16 protein-coding genes are annotated in these 20549 nt (G+C 56.4%); 6 read left to right on the forward strand and 10 right to left on the reverse strand.

The annotated features are described in order from the left end of the window. Positions 1-212 precede the first annotated feature (212 nt). Positions 213-1433 carry an FAD-dependent oxidoreductase gene (locus ACIPR4_RS10130; protein WP_013568570.1) on the reverse strand — a complete coding sequence of 407 codons (1221 nt, stop codon included), beginning with the start codon at positions 1431-1433 and terminating at the stop codon, positions 213-215. Positions 1434-1567: 134 nt separating this feature from the next. Between ACIPR4_RS10130 and ACIPR4_RS10135 the strand changes: the two genes are divergently transcribed. Further along, a complete protein-coding gene (locus ACIPR4_RS10135; RefSeq protein WP_013568571.1) occupies positions 1568-4159 on the forward strand; it encodes a hypothetical protein in 2592 nt (863 codons plus the stop codon). A 170-nt stretch (positions 4160-4329) separates the two neighbouring features. Here ACIPR4_RS10135 and ACIPR4_RS10140 read toward each other — a convergent pair whose 3' ends face one another. The 4 genes from ACIPR4_RS10140 to ACIPR4_RS10155 all read right to left on the reverse strand — a co-directional run bounded on the left by ACIPR4_RS10140 (position 4330) and on the right by ACIPR4_RS10155 (position 9862). Then, positions 4330-5670 carry a Gfo/Idh/MocA family protein gene (locus ACIPR4_RS10140; RefSeq protein ID WP_041586034.1) on the reverse strand — a complete coding sequence of 447 codons (1341 nt, stop codon included), beginning with the start codon at positions 5668-5670 and terminating at the stop codon, positions 4330-4332. Between the two features lie 309 nt (positions 5671-5979). After that, entirely contained in the window at positions 5980-7593 is a 1614-nt protein-coding gene (locus tag ACIPR4_RS10145) for an amino acid permease (protein ID WP_013568573.1), read from the reverse strand. After that, positions 7593-9143 (reverse strand): APC family permease, encoded by a 1551-nt coding sequence (locus ACIPR4_RS10150; RefSeq protein WP_013568574.1) that lies wholly within the window; start codon positions 9141-9143, stop codon positions 7593-7595. The genes ACIPR4_RS10145 and ACIPR4_RS10150 overlap by 1 nt, the downstream gene beginning before the upstream one ends. A gap of 62 nt (positions 9144-9205) precedes the next feature. After that, positions 9206-9862: a thiamine phosphate synthase gene (locus ACIPR4_RS10155; RefSeq protein WP_013568575.1), complete on the reverse strand. Its 657-nt coding sequence runs from the start codon at positions 9860-9862 to the stop codon at positions 9206-9208. Between the two features lie 194 nt (positions 9863-10056). On the opposite strand from ACIPR4_RS10155, the gene ACIPR4_RS10160 reads away from it, so the two are divergent. The 4 genes from ACIPR4_RS10160 (at position 10057) to ACIPR4_RS10175 (ending at position 14188) form a co-directional block, all read left to right on the forward strand. Continuing rightward, positions 10057-10830 (forward strand): SDR family NAD(P)-dependent oxidoreductase, encoded by a 774-nt coding sequence (locus ACIPR4_RS10160; RefSeq protein WP_013568576.1) that lies wholly within the window; start codon positions 10057-10059, stop codon positions 10828-10830. Continuing rightward, positions 10814-11911, forward strand: coding sequence for an NAD(P)H-dependent flavin oxidoreductase (locus tag ACIPR4_RS10165; RefSeq protein WP_013568577.1), 1098 nt, complete (start codon positions 10814-10816; stop codon positions 11909-11911). Before ACIPR4_RS10160 ends, ACIPR4_RS10165 begins: the two co-directional genes overlap by 17 nt. A 234-nt stretch (positions 11912-12145) precedes the next feature. Further along, a complete protein-coding gene (locus tag ACIPR4_RS10170; RefSeq protein WP_013568578.1) occupies positions 12146-13552 on the forward strand; it encodes a DUF418 domain-containing protein in 1407 nt (468 codons plus the stop codon). Between the two features lie 150 nt (positions 13553-13702). Beyond that, positions 13703-14188: an SRPBCC family protein gene (locus ACIPR4_RS10175; RefSeq protein ID WP_013568579.1), complete on the forward strand. Its 486-nt coding sequence runs from the start codon at positions 13703-13705 to the stop codon at positions 14186-14188. A 60-nt stretch (positions 14189-14248) separates the two neighbouring features. Here ACIPR4_RS10175 and accC read toward each other — a convergent pair whose 3' ends face one another. The 3 genes from accC to ACIPR4_RS10190 all read right to left on the reverse strand — a co-directional run bounded on the left by accC (position 14249) and on the right by ACIPR4_RS10190 (position 17390). Then, positions 14249-15622, reverse strand: coding sequence for an acetyl-CoA carboxylase biotin carboxylase subunit (accC, locus tag ACIPR4_RS10180; RefSeq protein WP_013568580.1), 1374 nt, complete (start codon positions 15620-15622; stop codon positions 14249-14251). 126 nt (positions 15623-15748) lie between these two features. After that, on the reverse strand, positions 15749-16222 hold the full coding sequence (accB, locus tag ACIPR4_RS10185; RefSeq protein WP_013568581.1) for an acetyl-CoA carboxylase biotin carboxyl carrier protein: 474 nt from the start codon (positions 16220-16222) through the stop codon (positions 15749-15751). Positions 16223-16295: 73 nt separating this feature from the next. Next, positions 16296-17390, reverse strand: coding sequence for a M24 family metallopeptidase (locus ACIPR4_RS10190; RefSeq protein ID WP_041586035.1), 1095 nt, complete (start codon positions 17388-17390; stop codon positions 16296-16298). Positions 17391-17436: 46 nt separating this feature from the next. On the opposite strand from ACIPR4_RS10190, the gene ACIPR4_RS10195 reads away from it, so the two are divergent. Further along, positions 17437-18294, forward strand: coding sequence for a metallophosphoesterase (locus tag ACIPR4_RS10195; RefSeq protein WP_013568583.1), 858 nt, complete (start codon positions 17437-17439; stop codon positions 18292-18294). A gap of 47 nt (positions 18295-18341) precedes the next feature. Here the strand turns inward: ACIPR4_RS10195 and ACIPR4_RS10200 are convergent, their stop codons facing one another. Then, entirely contained in the window at positions 18342-18593 is a 252-nt protein-coding gene (locus tag ACIPR4_RS10200) for a helix-turn-helix domain-containing protein (protein WP_013568584.1), read from the reverse strand. Between the two features lie 130 nt (positions 18594-18723). Continuing rightward, complete coding sequence (locus ACIPR4_RS10205; protein ID WP_013568585.1) at positions 18724-20469, reverse strand: AMP-dependent synthetase/ligase; 1746 nt, start codon at positions 20467-20469, stop codon at positions 18724-18726. Between the last annotated feature and the right edge of the window lie 80 nt (positions 20470-20549).

The following is a 20549-nucleotide window of genomic DNA, read 5'->3' on the forward strand; positions in this document are numbered from 1 at the left end:
CTGCCCCGCCCCCTGCACAGAAATGCTTGCCTCCGCGCCTGCAACAGGCAGGCACGTGCTCCTCCGCGTTACGGCTCAGGGCAAAGAGCGGCGACGCGAGAGGCAGGCCGAAGACGGCCAACAGCAGCATGGAGAGAAGTCTTCTCACTGAATTGATTGAAGCACTACGGACCTGAACCCGCAAGCTCCGAACGATCCTTGCGTTCTCTGGGCTAAAAAGCCTTCCAACGGACCCGTTCCTGGCGTACACCAAGACCGACAAAACGAGCGGCCATCCCCTGCATCCACCGCGAACGCGAAGCGATCCTAAATATTAAAGGCATCTTCGATAACTTTCCTGCCAGCGCAGGCTTCAACAAGTTCTTCTGCACGGCACCTTGAAACGTCTGCACAACCTTCGCCGGCCAAAGCCTGCGCGCCTGCACTTTCTCCACCATGGCATCGGTCAGTCGGCCCTCGCGCAACGGCACGGACAGAAGATTCGCCGTAGCCACCGCATCCTGCACCGCCAGATTGATTCCGACACCTCCCACAGGAGACATAGTATGAGCGGCATCGCCGATGCAGAGCATCCCAGGCGCGCTCCACTTGATTAAGCGATCGACAGAGACCCTCAACAGCTTCACATCATCCCACTTCGCTAGCTCGTTAACCGAAGCACGAAGCTCTGGTGCTGCGACGGCAACATCATGGCGAAAAGCCTCCAACCCACGGACGTGGATCTCCTCCGCCCCACCCTTATTCACGACATATGCACACTGAAGATAGGCTTGCCGATCAATCGTGATCAGGAACTTGCCACCGTTGGAATGCATCGAGACCCCTTCCATCTCCGCGTCGTTCTTCTCCACACGAAACCAGAAGACATCAATCGCGGCGTGCTCGTCCTCCACCACAAGACCGGCTGCTGCACGCACCGTGGAGCTTCGCCCATCCGCTCCGACCGTCAACGTGGCGCGAACCTCCATCGGCCCCTCGGGAGTCTCCGCCTGCACCCCCACCACACGTTCACTCTCATGCAGAAGGGCCGTCACATTGGCTTCCATCAGAATCGTCAACTTTGGAAGGAGCTTTCCCTTTTCGGCGATGAAATTAAGAAAATCCCACTGCGGCATGAAGGCGATATACGGGCACGGCGTCTTGAGTTGCGAGAAGTCAACGAGCGTCACTTTCTCCCCGCCAAAATCCCCGCCCAGGTGGTCCACCTTTTGATGAGGCACTTTCAGGAACTCCTCCAGCAGCCCGAGGTCCTGCATAATCTGCGTCGTGGAGGGATGAACGGTATCTCCTCGAAAATCGCGGAGAAAGTCCTTATGCTTCTCAAGCACCACGGTCTCCACGCCTGCCCGCGCCATCAGATACCCCAGCATCATGCCCGCGGGGCCACCTCCTGCAATACAGCAACAGCACTGGACGATTCGTTTTGAGCTCATAGACTCCCTCTTCCGATCGCAGTCACCAAAATACCCATCCTTTCGTTGAAACGAAACGGGCAAAGCACGATTCTCACTCAAAAGCATCTCCCAAAGGAGACTGCGCAAGCCGAAACACCGTCTAAGGGGAAGATATGAAAAAGCTGCTTCCCTGCCTTGCCCTGCTTGTTCTTCTTGCGCCGAACCTGCAAGCCGCCGATACCGCACGCTTTGACCTGTCCGGACCGAAGATCGAGGTCAAGGTGACGCGCGGAGACACCGTGCTCCCGATCTCCCAGGTGCCGAACCTGCAGCCGGGTGACAAGATATGGCTGCACCCTGACCTTCCGCCCACGCAATCCGCACATCTGCTGCTCGTGGCGGTCTTCCTACGCGGCACCACCAATCCCCCTCCGGATATCTGGTTCACTCGCCTGGAGACCTGGGATAAAAAGACGCGTGCAGAGGGCGTGACCATTACCGTTCCGGAAGAAGCGCAGCAAGCGCTTCTCTTTGTAGCTCCAGAGACCGGCGGCGACTTCTCCACCTTGAAGTCCGCAGTGAAAGGCCGCCCTGGTATCTTCATCCGCGCCTCGGCGGATCTGAACGAGGCCTCCTTTGAACAGGCGCGTATCGAGCGCTATCTCGATGCGATGCGGACAGTTCCACAGGACGACCAGAAAGCCATTGCCGAGCACTCCCAGAAGCTGGCAGCCACGCTCAACCTGAAGCCGAATCCTGACTGCTTTAAGCTTCCCGTAGATCAGCAGGTCACATGCCTTCGGCAATCCGGATCGCAGACACTCTTGGAAGATGGCCACGGACAGACTGTCGCGGCTATGCTTTCTAACGGAACCTCGTCAGACTTTATCAACGCAGCGGCAGCGACGCCCCTCGGCGGCGCTGGCGTCTACTCCGCCTATGTCGGGGCAATCGTCGATGCCGTCCGCCTCATGAGCGGCCTCCATACCGCGCAGTACCAGTACATTCCCGCCATTCAGTTCCCTCAAAATCAGACGCTGAATCTGCGCCTCAACGCTCCTCCTTCGTTTCTCAATCCCAAGTCGGTGATTGTGATCGGTCTGCCCGCGATCCAGAAGGCCGTTCCACCGCCACTGCGTCCGCACGATGCACATCAGGTCGCTTGCCTACTCCAGCCGAAGATGATTCTCCCTCTGGAAGGCGCTCCGCTGGTCTTCTCGACTGGATTTGCGCACGACCTCGTTCTTCGCCTGAAAGAGGGCGGCAATCTGCCGCTCAAACCGGACGCCTTCGAAGGTGGACTGGAAGTTGACCGCAATGCGTCTGCGCGGAAGCCTTTGCATGATGCAGGAGATGCCAAGCCCGCTGAGACTTCATCAGCTCCTAAGGGACTTACGACCGAAGGAACGGTGCATGGCTTCTGGGGCTTCGATGCATTTGAAGGTCCAACCATTGCGATCCAGCAGCTTCCCGGCAAGGACTGGAAGATCGTCGGAAACAATCAGCTCACCGCCGGACAGGATAACCAGCTTGTTCTGAGTGGCACCGCGACCGCCTGTATCGACCGTATCCAAATCACTACGGAAAAGGGTCGCCCTGTAGACGTTGATTTCAAACCAGCGCCGGCCCCACCGAACTCGGATACCCCGCCTGCCAACACGCTGGAACTGCACGTTGCTCTGAAGAACATCAGCCCCGGAGGATACTCCCTGCACATTCGCCAGTTTGGCTCGACAACGGAAGACAAACTTGATCTCAAGGGATACACCGGAGCCATCCATCTGGAGAAACTCGCTATGCACCCGGGCGATCGCACGGCAGTGCTGACCGGCGCGGAACTCGGAGACGTCGAGATGGTAGAGATCGAAGGGGTCACCTTCAAACCGGAGAAATCAGCCAGCGGCCCTTCCTTGCAACTCACGGCAGAGAAAGGCGTCTCACCTGCCGATCAGGCCACAGCCCAGGCAAAACTCCGCGACGGACGCACGATGCCCGTCAAGATCACATTGCAGTCGGCCCGCCCAGGACTCACGCTGCTCTCCAAGACCTCTACTCCGGAAGCCGCGGATAAGACCATGCCCATCACGCTTGGAGATGAGAAAGCGATCCATGTCACGGCTCCGATGACTTTCGTCGTGCAGTCGGACAAGGCATTCCCACGCACGCAGAAGATTGAAGTCAGCACTGTGGACGGATCGGTCAAGACGATGCTCTCGCTTGCCGACGCTTCGCTCGTTCTGCAGGATGAGAAAACTGCGATTGCGACCATCACTCCTCTGAAGGCCTTCGGTCCCTCCGCCTTTGGACCTTTGCAGATGCGTCCTGTGGCCGATGACGGCACCACTGGGGAATGGATGCCTCTCGGCATCCTTGTCCGCACTCCCGCGCTGACCAACATCACCTGCACGGCCACAGACTGCACTTTGACGGGGAGCAATCTCTTTCTGCTTTCGTCCGTCGGGACGACGGCGGACGCAGCTTCTGCAAAACCAGTCCCCACGGGCTATGCCGCAGGCTCGCTTACCGTCCCGGTAACGGGCGATCACTCTAAGCTTTATCTCACGCTGCGCGACGATCCGGCTACACCCGCCACGGTGGCTGTTCCGGGCGCTGAGCCACCTCCTGTTCCTGTTCCAGCAGCCGCGCCGGCACCTGATCCCGCAACAAACATAGCGCCCGCCGCCCCCGCCACGACACCGACTCCTACGCCAGAGCCAACACCACCGGCATCTGCACCCACATCCACTCCAGTGCCAAAGTCTTAGCCCTGTGCCCCATTCTTTCGCGGTTTCATCGCGAAAGGGTGGGGTCGCGCGGAGCGCACAAACTATATCAGTGAGGAAAAAGCGGATCCCTTCGCTTCGCTACGGGATGACAAATCTGTGTCTCTACATGCATGGCATCATCGTGCATGTAGAGACATCCGGACCTTCGATTAAACCAACTTCATCGCATTTGGATCCCACTTCACCACTGCCCCACGTTGCAGACTCAGATTGCTCAGCAAAGCAGCACCTGCGGCCCGGAAGCCGAACGTCGCATCCTCTACCGGATTCTTCCGCGTACGCACAGAATCGAAGAAGTTCACAAAGTGGTTATAGCCATCGTTGTATCCACGCGGAGCCACAAACTTCTCCGAACCTGCCACAGGCGCAGTCAGAGGATGCGGCAATGGATACTTCTTCCGGTATTCCGATGTGATCTGCTTCTGCATCGCATCCGTATAGGTCCCAATCGAAAGCCCCGGCTCCGACTCGCGTGGAACTCTGCTGAGCGTCAGGCTGTTTCCGGCGATATCGATAGTGCCCTCAGAACCCGTAAAGAGCAATCCCTCGCTCTCATCACCACCGTCCACGAAGTTCACCCGCAGGCTCAGATTAAAACCCTCTGCATAATCGAAGAGCGCCAGCATCACGTCCGGAGCGTCGCGCCCGTCCTTCCAGAACCGCAGGCCGCCGGTCGCCATCGCGCGTGTGGGTCCATGGCTTCCTGTAATAAAGTGCGTTCCGCTGAAGAGATGGACAAAGAGATCACCTGCTACGCCGCTTCCATATTCATGCCACTTCCGCCACTGGAAAAACCGTTCGGCATTGAAGGGGATTTTCGGAGCCGTTCCCAGGAACCGTGGCCAGTCGCAGGTCTCAAGACTCGCATCCAGTGGCACTGTGTAATTCCATGCGCCATTCGAAGAGTTGCGGTCCCACCGCGCCGTCACCATATTGAGCTGCCCGATCGCACCGGACGCCAGCAACTCCTTCGCCTTGGCATAGACCACGGAACTCACGCGCTGACTTCCTACCTGCAGAATGCGACCCGTCTTGCTCGCCGTCTCAATCATCTCCGGCCCGTCCGAGTAAAGATGGATCATCGGCTTTTCGCAGTAGACGTCCTTGCCCGCCCGCATGGCGTCCACGGAAGCCTGCTTATGCCAGTGATCCGGCGTTGCCACGATGACTGCATCGATATCTTTGCGCGCCAGGATCTCGCGATAATCCCGCGTCGTGAAGATGTCGTTGCCCCAAAGCTCCTTGGAGTGTGCCAGCCGACCGTCATAGCAATCCGCCACAGCCACCAGTTTGACACCCGGCACCTGTACGGCATTTTTCGTATCGCTCTGCCCCTGGATGCCCGCGCCGATGAGAGCAAACTGAATGGTGTCGTTCGGGCCAATCGTTCGGCCGTTGCCCTGTGCCGCAAAAGCCGTCATAGGAAGCTGGGTAGCCGCTGCACTCATAGCCGCGGCGGTAAGAAATCGTCGACGATCGAAATTCTGCATCCGTTCAAGCCCCTTTGGCGACCTGCAAACGTTTCACACAGCCGCAGAATGAAAGGTAAGTCAATGCATCCGCTCTGTCCAGAGGCCCCAACCGGCTTTCTCATCCCGTAGCGTAGCCAAGAGATCTGCTCGAAAAGGGTGGGATCGCGCGGAGCGCACAAACCGGATTCGTCAGGAAGAAAAGCAGATCCCTTCGCTTTTAGCTACGGGATGACAAAGTAGTAGTGCACTCTCAAATTCGACACAACAATTCTGCATTTAAATACAACGAGCCAGTGGAAATCCACTGGCTCGCAAAACAAACGTTGACTATTCCGTTGGAGGCTCCGGCAACAAGCCCTTCTGGACCCGGCTATGCTTTCGGCTGTATGCAAAGTAAATGACCAAACCAATGATGAGCCACACGATCAGACGAATCCAGTTCGCTGGCCCAAGTTTCACCATCATGTAGCCATTGAAGAGCACACCCAGAACCGGCACGACCGGTATAGGCCAGACCAATGGCGCACGAAAGGGTCTAACGCGATCCGGATCAGCGCGGCGCAGTACGACCACCGCAATACACACAATGACAAATGCCAGCAACGTTCCGATGTTCACCATCTTGCCGATATCGTCGATCGGTGTCACCGATCCTACAATCGCCGCTAGAAAGCCTGCCAGAATAGTTCCCTTCCAGGGTGTACGGAAGCGGGGATGAATCGCTCCGAAAAACTTTGCAGGAAGGAGTCCATCGCGCGCCATCGCGTAGAGTACGCGGCTCTGTCCAAACAACATCACAAGCATTACTGACGTCAGACCCGCCAGCGCGCCGATTGTGATGATATGCGAAGCCACTACAAGGTGATGCTCCATGAACGCGCGTGCCACCGGAGCTTCAAGGTTGATATTTGGCCAGTACACCATCCCCGTCAGCACCGCGGCCACACCGATATACAGCACCGTGCAAATCGCCAGTGACGCAATCAAACCGATGGGCAGATCGCGCTGAGGATTCTTGGCCTCCTGCGCCGTCGTCGACACCGCATCGAAGCCGATATAGCTGAAGAACACTAGCCCTGCCGCCAGGCCGATACCCCCCATACCAAAGGGCGCGTAGCTGTGCCAGTCGTGGCCCCAGTTGTTGCGGTCCACATAGTGCGATCCAAGTCCGAGCACGAAGAGCACGACCGCCAGCTTAACCATCACGATAGCTGAATTGAACTTCGCCGACTCCTGCACACCGACCACCAGCACTGCCGTGATCAGAAGCGCAATCAGGAATGCGGGGAGGTTGAAGCCAATCTCTACGCCAAAAATCTTCGGTGCATTCAGCAGCGCGTGAGCCTGTACCACCATCGCGTCCGTGGGATGAGCTACGAGCGCGCCCAGAGCGTCGGCAAAGCTCTTCGATCCAGCAACCAATCCCGGCTGCGTCTTCTCCAGGATCCCCCGCGCAACCATGTCCATCGCCGTCCGCAGACCGGTCCAGTGGTCATATGCCAGCCACAGAGGAAAGTGCAGGCCAAAGATATCCAGAAACTCCACAAAATGGTTGGACCAGCCCGAACTCACCGTGCTCGCGCCCATCGCATACTCGAGCGTCAAATCCCAACCGATGATCCAGGCAAACAGCTCGCCCAGCGTCGCATAGGCATACGTGTAAGCCGATCCTGCCAGCGGAATCATCGCCGCGAACTCCGCATAGCAAAGTCCCGCAAACGCGCATCCCAGACCGCTCAGCACAAAGGCCAGCATCAAAGCTGGCCCTGCCGAATGTGCCCCAATTCCGCTCAATACAAAAATACCGGCGCCGATGACGGCGCCAATACCCATGGAAGTGAGAGCAAAAGGTCCCAGGGTTCGCTTCAAAGTGTGCGATCCCTGCTCCTGTGATTCGCTCATCAGAGCTTCCATCGTCTTACGTGCAAACAAATTTGCCATCAGGCCTCGTTATTCCTTGAAATCGACTCAGCACCGTTCATACGCCCCCACACAAAATAAACAGGAACACCTAGCAATACGATCACCAGGCCGGGCCATGTGTATTGAGGTTTGTAGCGTAAGAGTACAACACTGATCCACGTAGCCATCGCAATATATATAGCGGGCAGCACTGGATACCCGATTGCGCGGTAGGGCCGTTCCGCATTGGGCCTCGTCCGACGCAGAACAAACAGCCCTACAATCGTCAGCACGTAGAAGATCAGTACGGCAAAAATTACATAATCAAGCAGTTGTCCGTAGCTGCCGCTCAGGCAAAGTACACAGGTCCAGAACCACTGGACCCAGAGACTCACCACCGGCGTGTTCGACTTCGCGCTCAGCTTGCCTGCCGACTTGAAGAACAGCCCGTCCTTGCTCATCGCATAGTAAACACGGGCTCCGCTCATAAGCATCCCGTTTACGCATCCAAACGTCGAAATCAGGATCGCCAGGGCCATGATCTTCGCCCCATACCCTGCGAATGCCTGCTCCATCACAGCCGTTGCAACGCGGTCTTCTTTTGCAAACTGAATTCCCCGCCCCACAATCGTTCCCGCGTCCGCGACGCCATGGAGCGGCAGCACAGCCAGGTAGATAAAGTTGCAAAGGATATAGAGCAGCAACACCACACCCGTTCCCAACGCCAGGCTCCACGGCAGGTTCTTCTGAGGATTCCGAATCTCACCCGCAGTAAACGTCACATTGTTCCAGGCATCCGCGCTAAACAAGGACCCTACCTGTACCACAGCTACCACGGTTAGCATGCCCACCATTACCGTTGGGCCGCCCATACCCACGGTGACCGGATGCAATGTACCCCATCCAGCGTTATGCCAGAAGTGCCCGCCCGTGAAATTCGCCGCAATTGCTGTCGCGTTCCTTGCTAGCAGCCCAAAGAGCACAATCATCAGCAGCGCGAAGACCTTCGCCGACGTGAACACGTTCTGCACCAGAGCACCCAGCCGAACGCCAAAGCTGTTCAGCAGCGTGAGAAACGTAATGATCAGGATGGCCGCCAGGTTCGCAGTGTTCAGGCCGATCTCCATGTTGCCCAGAACCATCGGCCCCACATGCCAGGCCGGCACCGTACCTGCATGCCAAAGCCAGTGCGACTGGCTTACGCTGGGTACAAATACGCCAAAGAACTTGCCGAACGCCACACCCACCGCGGCAATCGTTCCCGTCTGGATCACGAGAAACAACGTCCATCCGTATAGAAATCCCCAGAGCGGACCGAGCGCCTCGCGCAGATAGACATACTGCCCACCCGCCTTCGGCATCATTGCAGCCAATTCGCCGTAGCTCAAGGCCCCGATTAACGTCATCACTGCGGTTACGAGCCACGCTGCGATCAACAACGCCGGAGAGTCAACGCCCCTTGTAATATCTGCCGAGACGATGAAAATACCCGACCCAATCATCGAGCCCATCACAATCGCGGTCGCAGAAAATAGACCTAGCCCTTTTACAAACTCAGGCTTTACCGAAGACGAAGCAGAATTTTCCATTGCGTCAGTTCTACTCGAAGATGCGAAGAAAGTCTTGTACAGGAGTTCCAACCGCGCGTTGATTACTCAACTATTCGTAAAAATGCTCGCGCCTGCGTCACCGGATTTCCACCCTCCAGTAACGCAGAAATCACCGCCACAGAATCGGCTCCAGCCTCCAGCACCGAAGCAGCATTCTCCAACTTGATGCCTCCGATGGCCACCAAAGGCTTCTTCGTTAGGGCACGAGCCGACCGCACGCCGGCCAATCCGACGGCCGACTTTGCATCGACCTTCGTCCTCGTCTCAAAGACTGGTCCAATCGCAATATAGGTGCAGGCAGCGCCGTCCGCCGTTCGGATCTGACGTTCCGTATTTGTCGAGACACCGATATAAGGAACCGCTCGCCGAGCCGCTTCCACCGTGCCATCCGTCTGTCCAAGGTGTGCCGCGCAAAGCCCGGCATCGCGCGCCATCGCAGGAGAATCATTCAACACTAGAAGGGTGTCCGTCCCACGAAAGATCTCCGCAAGCCGAACCGCATGCGCAATCATCACCATCGAAGGTGAAAGTTTGTCACGATACTGCACCAGCTTCACGCCAGCGTCGCGCCATGCCTTCGCCACATCAAACAAATCCAGACCACGCCCTTCCACCGCCATCAAATCCAGCACACCGTAAAGTCGCGGGATCGGTGTCCCCTGTGCCACCCGCTCCCATAGTGCGCTTTGCTCATCCATGTCTTAAGTTTACGCAGCCCCTTCACCATGGCATCTGCAACTAAAGGGACATCACTCAATCTTTCGGATAAATTTTCCGGAATAATCCATGCCAAGGCGTGTTTAACCGACACGTCTCCGAAACACGAGCGAACAATCAAGCTCAACGAGCATGCATCTTCCACTATTTTCAGAATCAGGCGCCAGGAACAAACATGACCACAGTACATCCCTTCTCCGATGGGCCCGCCCGGGTTGCCGCTTTTTCCGAACAATCAAAGGTAGCCGTTGTGACCGGTGCGTCGAGCGGAATTGGACTTGAAGTCACCAAGAGGCTGATCGCAAAAGGCTATCGCGTAGTGGCGAACTCTCGGAAAATTTCCTCCGCGACGACGCTACACAGCAAGGACGAGCTAAAGCTGGTGGATGGCGACATCGGCCTTCAGAAGACGGCACAGCAGGTCGTGGACACTGCCCTCAGGCATTTCGGAAGAATTGATCTGCTGGTAAACAACGCTGGCGTTTTTATCCCGAGACCCTTTACGGAATACACGTCTGAAGACGTCGAGAATGCCATCCGTACGAATTTGTCAGGCTTCTTTTACCTATCGCAGCTCGCTGTGAAGCAGATGCGCCTCCAAAAGTCCGGGCATGTCATCAACATCTCCACATCGTTTGCTGGCCAACCAGTTGGAATTCTTCCCGCAGCTCTCGCAAATCTTACCAAGGGTGGATTGGAGTCCGTCACACGATCGTTGGCAATTGAATTTGCGAACGAAGGCATCCGCTTCAATACCATTGCACCGGGTGTCGTGGATACTCCCATGCATCCAGCAGAAACGCATGATTTTTTGAAGCAGCTCAGTCCCTTGAAGCGTCTCGCGGATGTTGCGGAAGTCGCCGACCTGTTGCTTTATCTTGAGTCCGCTCCTTTTCTGAACGGCGAAGTCGTGCATCTGGATGGAGGTGCGCATGCGGGCAAATGGTAATGTGAAAAATTCGTGGAGAGACACAAGGGCGGCGCAGCTTCTAGGGATCAAATTTCCCATCCTTCAAGCACCCTTCGGTGGATTTCCTTCGCAGCCACTCACCGCTACGGTCTCCAACCTCGGCGGACTTGGTTCACTCGGAGCGGTGATGCTGGGCGGCTCGGCCATTCAGGAGGCCGTGGGTGAACTTCACACTCTGACCGACGCCCCGTTTGCGATCAATTTGTGGGTTTCCAACTCAGACCTGGCGACGACCCAAATCAACGCCGAAACCATCGAGCAAAGAATCCGTGCCTTCGCGCAATATTATGCGGAACTTGGCATCGAACCGCCTTTGACGGTAGAGGCCAAAGTTCAGAAATTTGAAACACAGGTTCGCGCCGTTATCGATGCGCGCACTCCGATACTCAGCTTTATCTATGGCATTCCACCTTTGGAGATCCTGGAAGAATGCCGCAAACAAGAGATCAAAACCATCGGTACGGCCACAACATCAGAGGAAGCAATTGCCCTTGAGCAGGCAGGCCTCGATCTCATCGTCGCCTCCGGTTTTGAAGGAGGCGGTCATCGAGCCTCATTTCTTCGTCCGGCTGCGGAGTCGCTTATGGGTGGCTTGTCGCTTATTCCTCAGGTCGTCGACGCAGTACAGATTCCAGTCATCGCAGCTGGAGGGATCTCAGATGGACGGGGGCTCGTCGCAGCCATGGTTCTGGGAGCAGAAGCAGTCCAGGTGGGAACTGCCTTTCTGATCTGCGCGGGCTCTGGCGCCAATAAAACATACCGTGCGGCCTTGCAATCAGAAGCTGGCCGCCATACTCAGCTCACCGACGCGTTTACCGGGCGGCTTTCCCGGGGCATTCAGAATTCTCTGATGGACCGACTCGGCGAAAGCAGCACTCCGCCCCTGCCCTTTCCTCTGCAGCATGCGCTCATCCAGACCTTGACGGGCCCCGCCTCCGCGCAGGCAAAAGCAGACTGGATGACCATTTGGGCAGGCCAGAGTGCCGCCCTTTGCCAGTACAGTGAGGCAGGTAAAGTTATGGCTGAAATGATCGCGACGGCTGACAGCTTCTTTTCGTGATTCCTCGGAACGCGAACAGCAAAACACGATAGCGTTCCCGATCCTTCAGTTTGAAAAACAAAAAAAATGCTGTAGAGGGAATAAAGACCAGGACGGCGTGTTTAACCCGCAGCTCCCCTAGCCGCAGACCTCTGGTTTAAACGAAGGATTACTCTTTCTCTTCGCATCGTGATGTGTCTCATCGGCTAGGTCCGGGTGAGAAGCCAATTTCTTTCCAGCAAGGAACACCTGCAGATGATGAAGGCCGCTGAAGCTGTCCCTCTCAATCTTTCCGTCCATGTCCATGAGGCAGACGCCGAGTCCATCACACTCGAACAACCTACGACGTCCAAGGAACGGATATCGAGCATTGACGTGCTCCGTGGATTTGCCCTGTTGGGAATCCTGATGCTAAACATCAACGATTTCGGTGCGCCCGAAGCCGCGCACGATATTCCGATAGGCATGCCGAAACCTGCGTTTACAGGGCCGCATGCACATCTCAATCTGGCGATCCTGATCCTGAAGTGGGTGTTCTTTGAAGGAAAGATGCGTGCGCTTTTTTCCATGCTCTTTGGTGCGGGTGTTGTCCTGATGACGAGCCGCGCAGAAAAGAGAGGCGCTGGAGCCCAAATCGCCGACATCTATCTACGGCGCAACATGTGGCTCGTAGCCCTTGGCTTCCTTCACGGATGCTTCCTCTGGCACGGAGATATCTTGTTTCTTTACGGGTTGACGGCGCTCCTGGTCCTCTATCCGATTCGAAAGCTCAGTGCAAAAACTCTGCTGACCGTCGGTACTTTCATCTCCCTCGTACTGGGAACGTATGCCCTCTTCGAGTACACAGGATCGGAACACGACCTGCGCCTCAGTAAGCATGCAGCCGTCGTCGCCGCCGACCGGAGGACCGGAAAGATCATTACATTGGAACAAAAAGCGGTTGAGACTGAATGGAACGCACTCGTGGAAAAGCACAAGGTCACCGACGCCAGTATCCAAAAGGCAATGGCAAGCGCGCAGGCTGGCTATTGGACGAATGTGAACGAACGCCGTCATGACTACATCGGATCTCGCGCGGCGCTTGAATATATCACATTTATAATAGAAAGTCTGGGCGCGATGATGATCGGCATGGGTCTCTTCAAAACGGGTTTCCTGACAGGAGAAAAGTCTTACGCCACCTATGCATGGACTGCTCTTATCGGATTCGCGGTCTCGGCCCCCATTTACCTCATCGGTATCTTAAAGGCTTATGCCGGTGGGTTTTTCTTCCTTGATCTTGAGAAATGGGTTTTCCTGCCATATTACTTTCCACGAGAGGCTGGGGCGATTGCGCTTGCTGCGGCCGTCATGATGGTGGTGAAGAGTAATATTCTGCGCACTCTGCAACATGCGCTCGCAGCCGTAGGACAGACGGCGCTGAGTAACTATATTCTGACGACGGTTATCTGCCAATTCCTCTTTCTCTGGGGCCCGTGGAAGCTCTACGGCAAACTGGAGTACTTCCAGCTTGTCTGTGTTGTATTTGGCGTCTGGTCTGTGAATCTGATCATCAGCCCGATCTGGCTGCGGACCTTTCGGTTCGGTCCCATTGAGTGGTTATGGCGCTCACTAACATACGTCAAACTACAACCGATGCTCATCAAGCGCCAGTCTGCCTAGAAGTAAAAACCATATGTCCCATCCTTTCCCGGCCTTATCGCAAAAGGGTGGGGCACGCGCGCAGCTCACAAATCAGATCCGGAAGGAAGTCTACACGGGAACTCATTATCCACAGCTTCATCATGCAGGAAAAATCAGAAGGAAAATGATTTGATTTCTACAGAATTTGATGAGAAAGTTCGTACCCTTCAAATCGTAAAAGAGGAACAGATCGCAGCTCCAATCGAAGTCGTCTTCGAGGAGATGCTGGAAGAAATGGGATCGAGATACAAAGGGCCAAACGGAGTCTCGCTACAACTCAAGATTGAACCCTGGCCCGGTGGCCGCTGGTTCAGAGACTTGGGAAACAACGCCGGATATTTCTGGGCGCATGTGCAGTCCATCAAACCACCCACGTTTCTTGAGTTCTATGGACCTATGTTTATGTCCTCGACGACAATCTCGCAGGTGCAGTTCCGGCTGGTTGAGGAGTCTGGATTCGTTCGCGTCAATATGATCCACCGAGTGCTGGGACAGATTCCGCAGGTCTTTTCTGATGGGATACATCTGGAAGAACGGTGGAGCGCAATCCTGCAGGCTGTGCATGATAGTGCAGAGGCTAAGACCGCTCGACGAAGCAGAACAACAAGTAGCTGACCGGAAGCGATAGCGAGCCAATACGCTTCCGGCCAGCAAATTCACTATTGAAAACTGACTTTATCCCCGCTCAGTAGCCTTCCGAGCCTCTTCCCGCTCGAAGAACCGCTCCATGAACTTCGTATCGAAGTCCCCCTTGCGAAAATCTGCATCCGCAAAGATCTTCTGGTGCAACGGAATCGTCGTATGAATTCCCTGCACCACAAACTGGCTCAGGGCCCTCTGCATCCGATTCATCGCCTCTTCGCGATCCTTGCCGTATGCAATCACCTTGGCAATCATCGAATCGTAGTAAGGAGGCACAACTCCCTCCGAGTACTGCGCCGTGTCCACACGAATCCCGTTTCCGCCGGGAACGTTGAACGCCGTAATCTTGCCCGCGCTTGGCGTGAACTTCTCCGGATGCTCCGCGTTGATGCGGCACTCGATCGCGTGTCCGCGAATCACAATCGGCTCCGTGATGATGCTGTTCAGCTTTTCGCCGCTTGCGATCCGTAACTGTGCCTTCACCAGATCCACACCTGTGATCGCTTCTGTGACCGGATGCTCCACCTGGATACGCGTATTCATCTCGATGAAGTAGATCGATCCGTCCTCGTCCATCAGGAACTCGATCGTCCCGGCATTCCAGTACCCGATCTCCTTTAGCGACTTCTCAATCACGCCGCCGAGTTTTTTACGCAGCTCGGGGCTAACCTGGAGCGATGGGGCCTCTTCGATCAGCTTCTGGTGCCGCCGCTGGATCGAGCATTCCCGTTCCCCAAGGCTCATTACGTTGCCGTGTTCATCCGCCAGCACCTGGAACTCGATGTGCCGGGGACGCTCGATGAACTTCTCCATGTAGAGATCGCCGTTCCCGAAGGCGTTCAATGCCTCCTGAGAGGCCTGGTTGTAGAGGCCCGGTAGTTCGTCCTTGTTGCGGCAGATGCGCATGCCGCGTCCGCCACCACCTGCTACGGCTTTCAGAATCACCGGATAGCCAACACTCTTCGCCCACTCAAGCGCTTCATCTGCGCCAGCAATTACGCCGTCGGAGCCAGGAAGAATCGGTACCTTGGCCTTCTTCATCGTTTGCCGCGCCGTGGACTTCTCACCCATCATCCGGGTCACCTCCGGCGGAGGTCCGATGAACTTGATATTGCTGGCCCGGCAGACCTCGGCAAAGTTGGCGTTCTCACTCAGCAGGCCATAGCCCGGATGGATCGCGTCCACATCCGCAATCTCCGCAGCGGAGATCACGGCAGGCACATTCAGATAGCTGTCCGAGCTGCGCGGCGGTCCAATGCAGATCGCCTCGTCCGCAAACTTCACATGCAAACTGTTCCGGTCGGCTTCGGAATAAACCGCCACCGTCCGAATCCCCAACTCCTTGCAGGCAGAGATCACCCGCAATGCAATCTCACCCCGGTTCGCGATCAAAACCTTCCGAAACATAACCCTCACTTACCAAATCAATCCAACATCAACGAAAACAACCCGGTGCCCCATTCTTTCGCAGGCTTTATCGCGAAAGATGGGGTCATGCGCAGCGCATCCTTTGCACAAAGCGCGACCAGAATTCTACCGGGCCCGTACCGCATATAGAGGCTGCCCATACTCGACCGGCTGCCCATTCTGAGCGACTTGCTTCACGATCTCGCCAGCGACATCGCTCTCGATCTCATTCATCAGCTTCATTGCTTCCACGATGCAAAGCACCTGGCCTACTTCGACCTGATCGCCGACCTTCACAAAAGCGGCCACGCCCGGAGCGGAGGACTCATAAAACGTACCCACAATCGGCGACTTCACTTCATGCAGCACTTCCGCAGGCTCTTCAACCGGAGCGGCAGCACCGGGGGCCGAAGCCACCGGCAAGGCCCCTGTAGTAGCCGCGAACTGTTGCGGTGCCGAGTGAATGATCTGGGGCTGCAGCGCGCTGGCAAACTTGATCCGCACCTGCACGTCATCGCGATGCAGATCGAACTCGGCAATCTCGTTTTCCTTCAGAAATGCCACCAATTCCCGAAGTTCTTTCAAATCTTTCTCTTCCATAGAAAACCTACTCCAGTTCTTCGACTAAATTCATATCATTCTGCCCGTTCGCGGACTAGAACCTTAAACCAAATTACAACTCCATCCAACTCTTCACCGAAGGCGTCAATACTTCACAACCCGCCTCCGTCACCAGCACGGTATCTTCGATACGAACGCCATACTTTCCAGCCAGATAAACGCCCGGCTCAATCGTAATCACCATTCCAGACTCAAGCTTCTGCGCCTGTTTGGCTCCCACTCGCGGACCTTCGTGGATCTCCAGACCCACACCATGCCCTGTCGAATGGCTGAATTCCTTTTCCAGGCCAGCAGTCCGCAAAACTTCGCGCGCTGCCTCGTCTACTTCCGCACAACTTACGCCTGACCGTACCGCGGAAACAGCCCTAATCTGCGCCTCCAGCACAGCATCAAACGTCTTCTTCTGCTCTGCTTCCACATGGCTAAACCTCGCGCTGCGACTGAGATAAACCGTCCGTGTCATATCCGAGCAATACCCACCGAGAATAACACCGAAGTCCAGGGTCACCATCTCCCCCCGGGCCAACCTCTTCCCACTGGCTTTTCCGTGTGGGAGCCCTCCGCGTACCCCACTCGCCACGATCGTCTCGAAGCTCATGGCCTCTGCTCCTGCCCTGCGTGCGCGATATTCCAACTCCGCTGCCACCTCTATCTCGGTCATTCCCGCTTCAATGACTCCAAGCATTTCGTCATAAACGCGACACCCCAGCAGGGCCGCCTGTCGCATCGTCTCGGCCTCGTCGGTATCCTTGACCTCGCGCAATCGAACCACCATCCCGGACACAGCGCGAAAGAATCCCCTACGCACCTTCCCGGAGACCGCCTGCTTCATCGCCTCCAGCGCCGCCACAGAAGTCACAGCGGCATCGAAACCGCAGAGCTTTGCTCCCGCCTTCTCCAGCCACGCACAGGCCTCCTGCGCTACAGGTTTCTTCGCGATCGTCACAGACAGCCCCTGGACTTCCTCCTTGGCTTGCGCCGTATATCGCCCGTCTGTAAAGAGCCGCCTACGCCCTCCCATGAGCGCAACAGCCGCGTTCGATCCGGTAAACCCACTCACCCATCGGACATCCGCCGGATGCGTAATTACCATTGCTTCCAACCCCTTGGCACGCATCGCCGCAACCACCCGCTTCGCTCTGGTCATCAGACGATTCTAAACGTCCTGCTACCGCAACCACTAGAATCACCCTATGGCCCTTACTCGCCGTCAATTTCTAGCCGGAGCCGGAGTCACTCTGGCCGCCGCAGCCTCGCCGGGCCTCTACGCCTGGGGTCCAGGGCGTCTTCATTTGACCCTCGTCCGCCACGACGTCTTCATTCCCGACCTCCCACCGGCCTTCCATAACTTCACCATCGCCCAGCTCTCCGACTTTCATTTCGGGCCGATCGACGAAACGAGCCTCGTTGAGCACGCCGTAGCAGTCGTCAACTCGCTCAATCCCAATCTCGTCGCACTTACAGGCGACTTCATCACCGCCGACCACGACGACAACACCAACAACCTCAAGAACGCTACCGACTGCGCCGCTGTCCTCTCAAAGCTGAAGGCTCCTCTTCGCTACGCCAGTTTGGGGAACCATGACACAGCGGACCCGGAGGGTGTCACCTCAGCCCTGGAAGACCAGGGTCTCATCGTTCTAAGAGATAAATTCATTCCGCTGGATCTTCGCGGAGACCGCATCTGGCTCTCCGGCATTTCAGACTCCTTGTTCCAACATCCGAACCTGAACACCGCCATTCCCCCTACCGAAAAGAACCCCGTCGTCCTCCTTGGTCACGAGCCGGACTTCGCCGATAAACTCATCCAATTCTGCGCCGCCACCCAAAGGCGTTGCGATCTATTCCTAACCGGCCATACCCATGGGGGCCAGATCAATATTCCCGTCATCACGCGTTATGTCCTTCCACGGCACGGGCAGAAGTACATCCAGGGGCCCTTCCAGCTCGGTTCGACACTCCTTTATGTGAATCGGGGCCTGGGGACGATCCACCTTCCCCTCCGCTTCAATGCCCCGCCGGAGATTACCTTATTCACCCTCAAGGCTTAAATAGAAACGGCCCGGATCTCTCCGGGCCGTTCGATCTCAAGCAAACTCTAAAGCGCCGAACGCACCGGCTTCTTCTGCTTTGGTTCTACCGCCGCAGGAGGCGTTACTACGCCGCTCTGACGGTCCATCCAGCTATCCAGCAGGTTCTTCTTGAAGCGCCAGCGATTTCCCAGCTTGAACGCGGGTACAAAACCTTCCGACGCGTAACGGTAGAGCGTATCCCCGCTGATACCGAGATAATCCGCAGCCTGCCGTATATCCATTACTTCACGAACTGCCACATGCTGTGCCGTAGCCATAAAACTCCAAAACTTTTCGGGAATCGTCGGCGTCGGAGAAAACGCTCCTCAGCCAGCCTACCGTTTGTACCCTCTTTTCCACAGCGATTCAAGCACAATCTTAGGCCTTAACTCCGCCGTCAATAACGGCTTAGTCCTCCCCGCCGTACATAGACGCAATATCCGACGCATGCTTCTGGGCCACAATCCGCCGCTTGAGCTTCATGCTTGGAGTCACTTCGCCGGTATCGATGCCCCATTCCACCGGTAATAGGCGGAACTTCTTGATCTTCTCGAATGGTGCCAGGGTCGCATTCACGCGTTCAATCTCAGCCTGATACAGGGCCAGCACGGTGGCATCCTTCACCAGGGCCTCGCGCTCCCCCTTGATGCCTTGTGCTTCCAGAGTTGCAAAGTTCGGCGTCATCAAAACGGAGATAAACTTTCGTCCATCACCCTGGAGGGCTGCATACCCGATCAGGCTGCTTACCTTCAGTCTGTTCTCGATCGGCTGCGGTGCGATGAACTTGCCGTTGGTCGTCTTGATCAGTTCTCGCTTTCGGTCCGTAATCGTCAGAAAACCCTCGGCATCGATGTTTCCGACGTCTCCGGTGTGGAACCAGCCCTCGGGATCAATTGCATCCGCAGTGGCTTCAGGCTTCTGCCAGTACCCCTTGAAGATGCTCGGACCGCGCACCTCGAGTTCACCGTCCTCCGCGATCCTGCACTCAATATTCTTCATCGTTGGTCCTGTCGTTCCGATCTTGTGCCGACCGGGCAGATTCACCGAGATCACCGGAGACGTCTCCGTAAGCCCGTACCCTTCGAGAATCGGAATGCCTGCATCCGCGAACCAGTTTGCCAGATCGATGCCCAACGGTGCTCCGCCAGAGACGAACGTCCCGACACGTCCCCCGAACGCGGCCTTCACCTTGCTGTAAACCAACTTGTTCGCCAGCTTCCAGCTCAGAGAGCCGGGCGTCTTCCCCGCCAACAGCGTCTTTTGGCTTTTGCGTCCCACGCCAATTGCCCAGCCGAGGATCTTCTTCTTTACAGGACTTGCGGCGCTCTTCTGTTCCACCGAGTGGCGGATCCGTTCGTAGAGTCGCGGCACCGCCACAAAGATCGTGGGCTTCACCGCTTGGAAAGCTGGCAGGAGTCGCTCCACCTTGCCGCAGTAAGCCACCGTCACATCCAGCGCGTAAAAGAGATAGTCGATATGCCGCGCGGTCACGTGGCTTAGCGGCAGAAACGAAACGCAACTGTCATTCGCGGAAAAGTTGAAGAGGCCGGTCGTCATCGTGAGGTTCGAGGCAATATTGCCATGCGTTAGCATGACGCCCTTCGCATCCCCGGTCGTGCCGGACGTGTAAATAATTGTTGCGAGATCGTCCGGCCCCACACTCTTCAGCAACGTATCGAAGTCCGCATTGGGAGCAGTCGAGGCCGCGTCGGCAAACATCACCACGCCCGCGAGTGGCTCCTTCACCTCCATCACCACTACGGTTTTCACCCCTGTGGCTTCTCGCGATCCCAGGACCTTCTTTGCCAACTCCGCGGTCGAAACGACGCAGATTTTGGCTCCGGAGTCCCTCAACTGCGCCGCAGTCTGGTCTGCGGTCAAGGTAGGAAACAACGGCACACCTACAGCGCCCACGGCCATGGTGGCAAAATCTGTCACAGCCCACTCCCAACGGTTCTCCGCAATAAGGGCCACACGATCGCCCTTGGCTACACCTTGCGCGCGAAGCCACGCAGCCAGACCACGCACATGGCCCATCAACTCAGAAGAGGTGATGGAATGCCATGCACCACCTGCATCCTGTCTCATGGCAACCGTCGCTTCGCCCTTGCTACCAGCGACCAACAAAACATCATTCAACGTAGTCAACTTCATCGGTCCAGAATCCTCATCGGCGCACACCCGCGCAACAGAATCCTACATGGGTAACCCCACCCATGCCCAATCACACTTTA

Origin of the sequence: Terriglobus saanensis SP1PR4 (assembly GCF_000179915.2) — a bacterium.
GTDB classification, from domain to species: Bacteria; Acidobacteriota; Terriglobia; order Terriglobales; family Acidobacteriaceae; genus Terriglobus; species Terriglobus saanensis.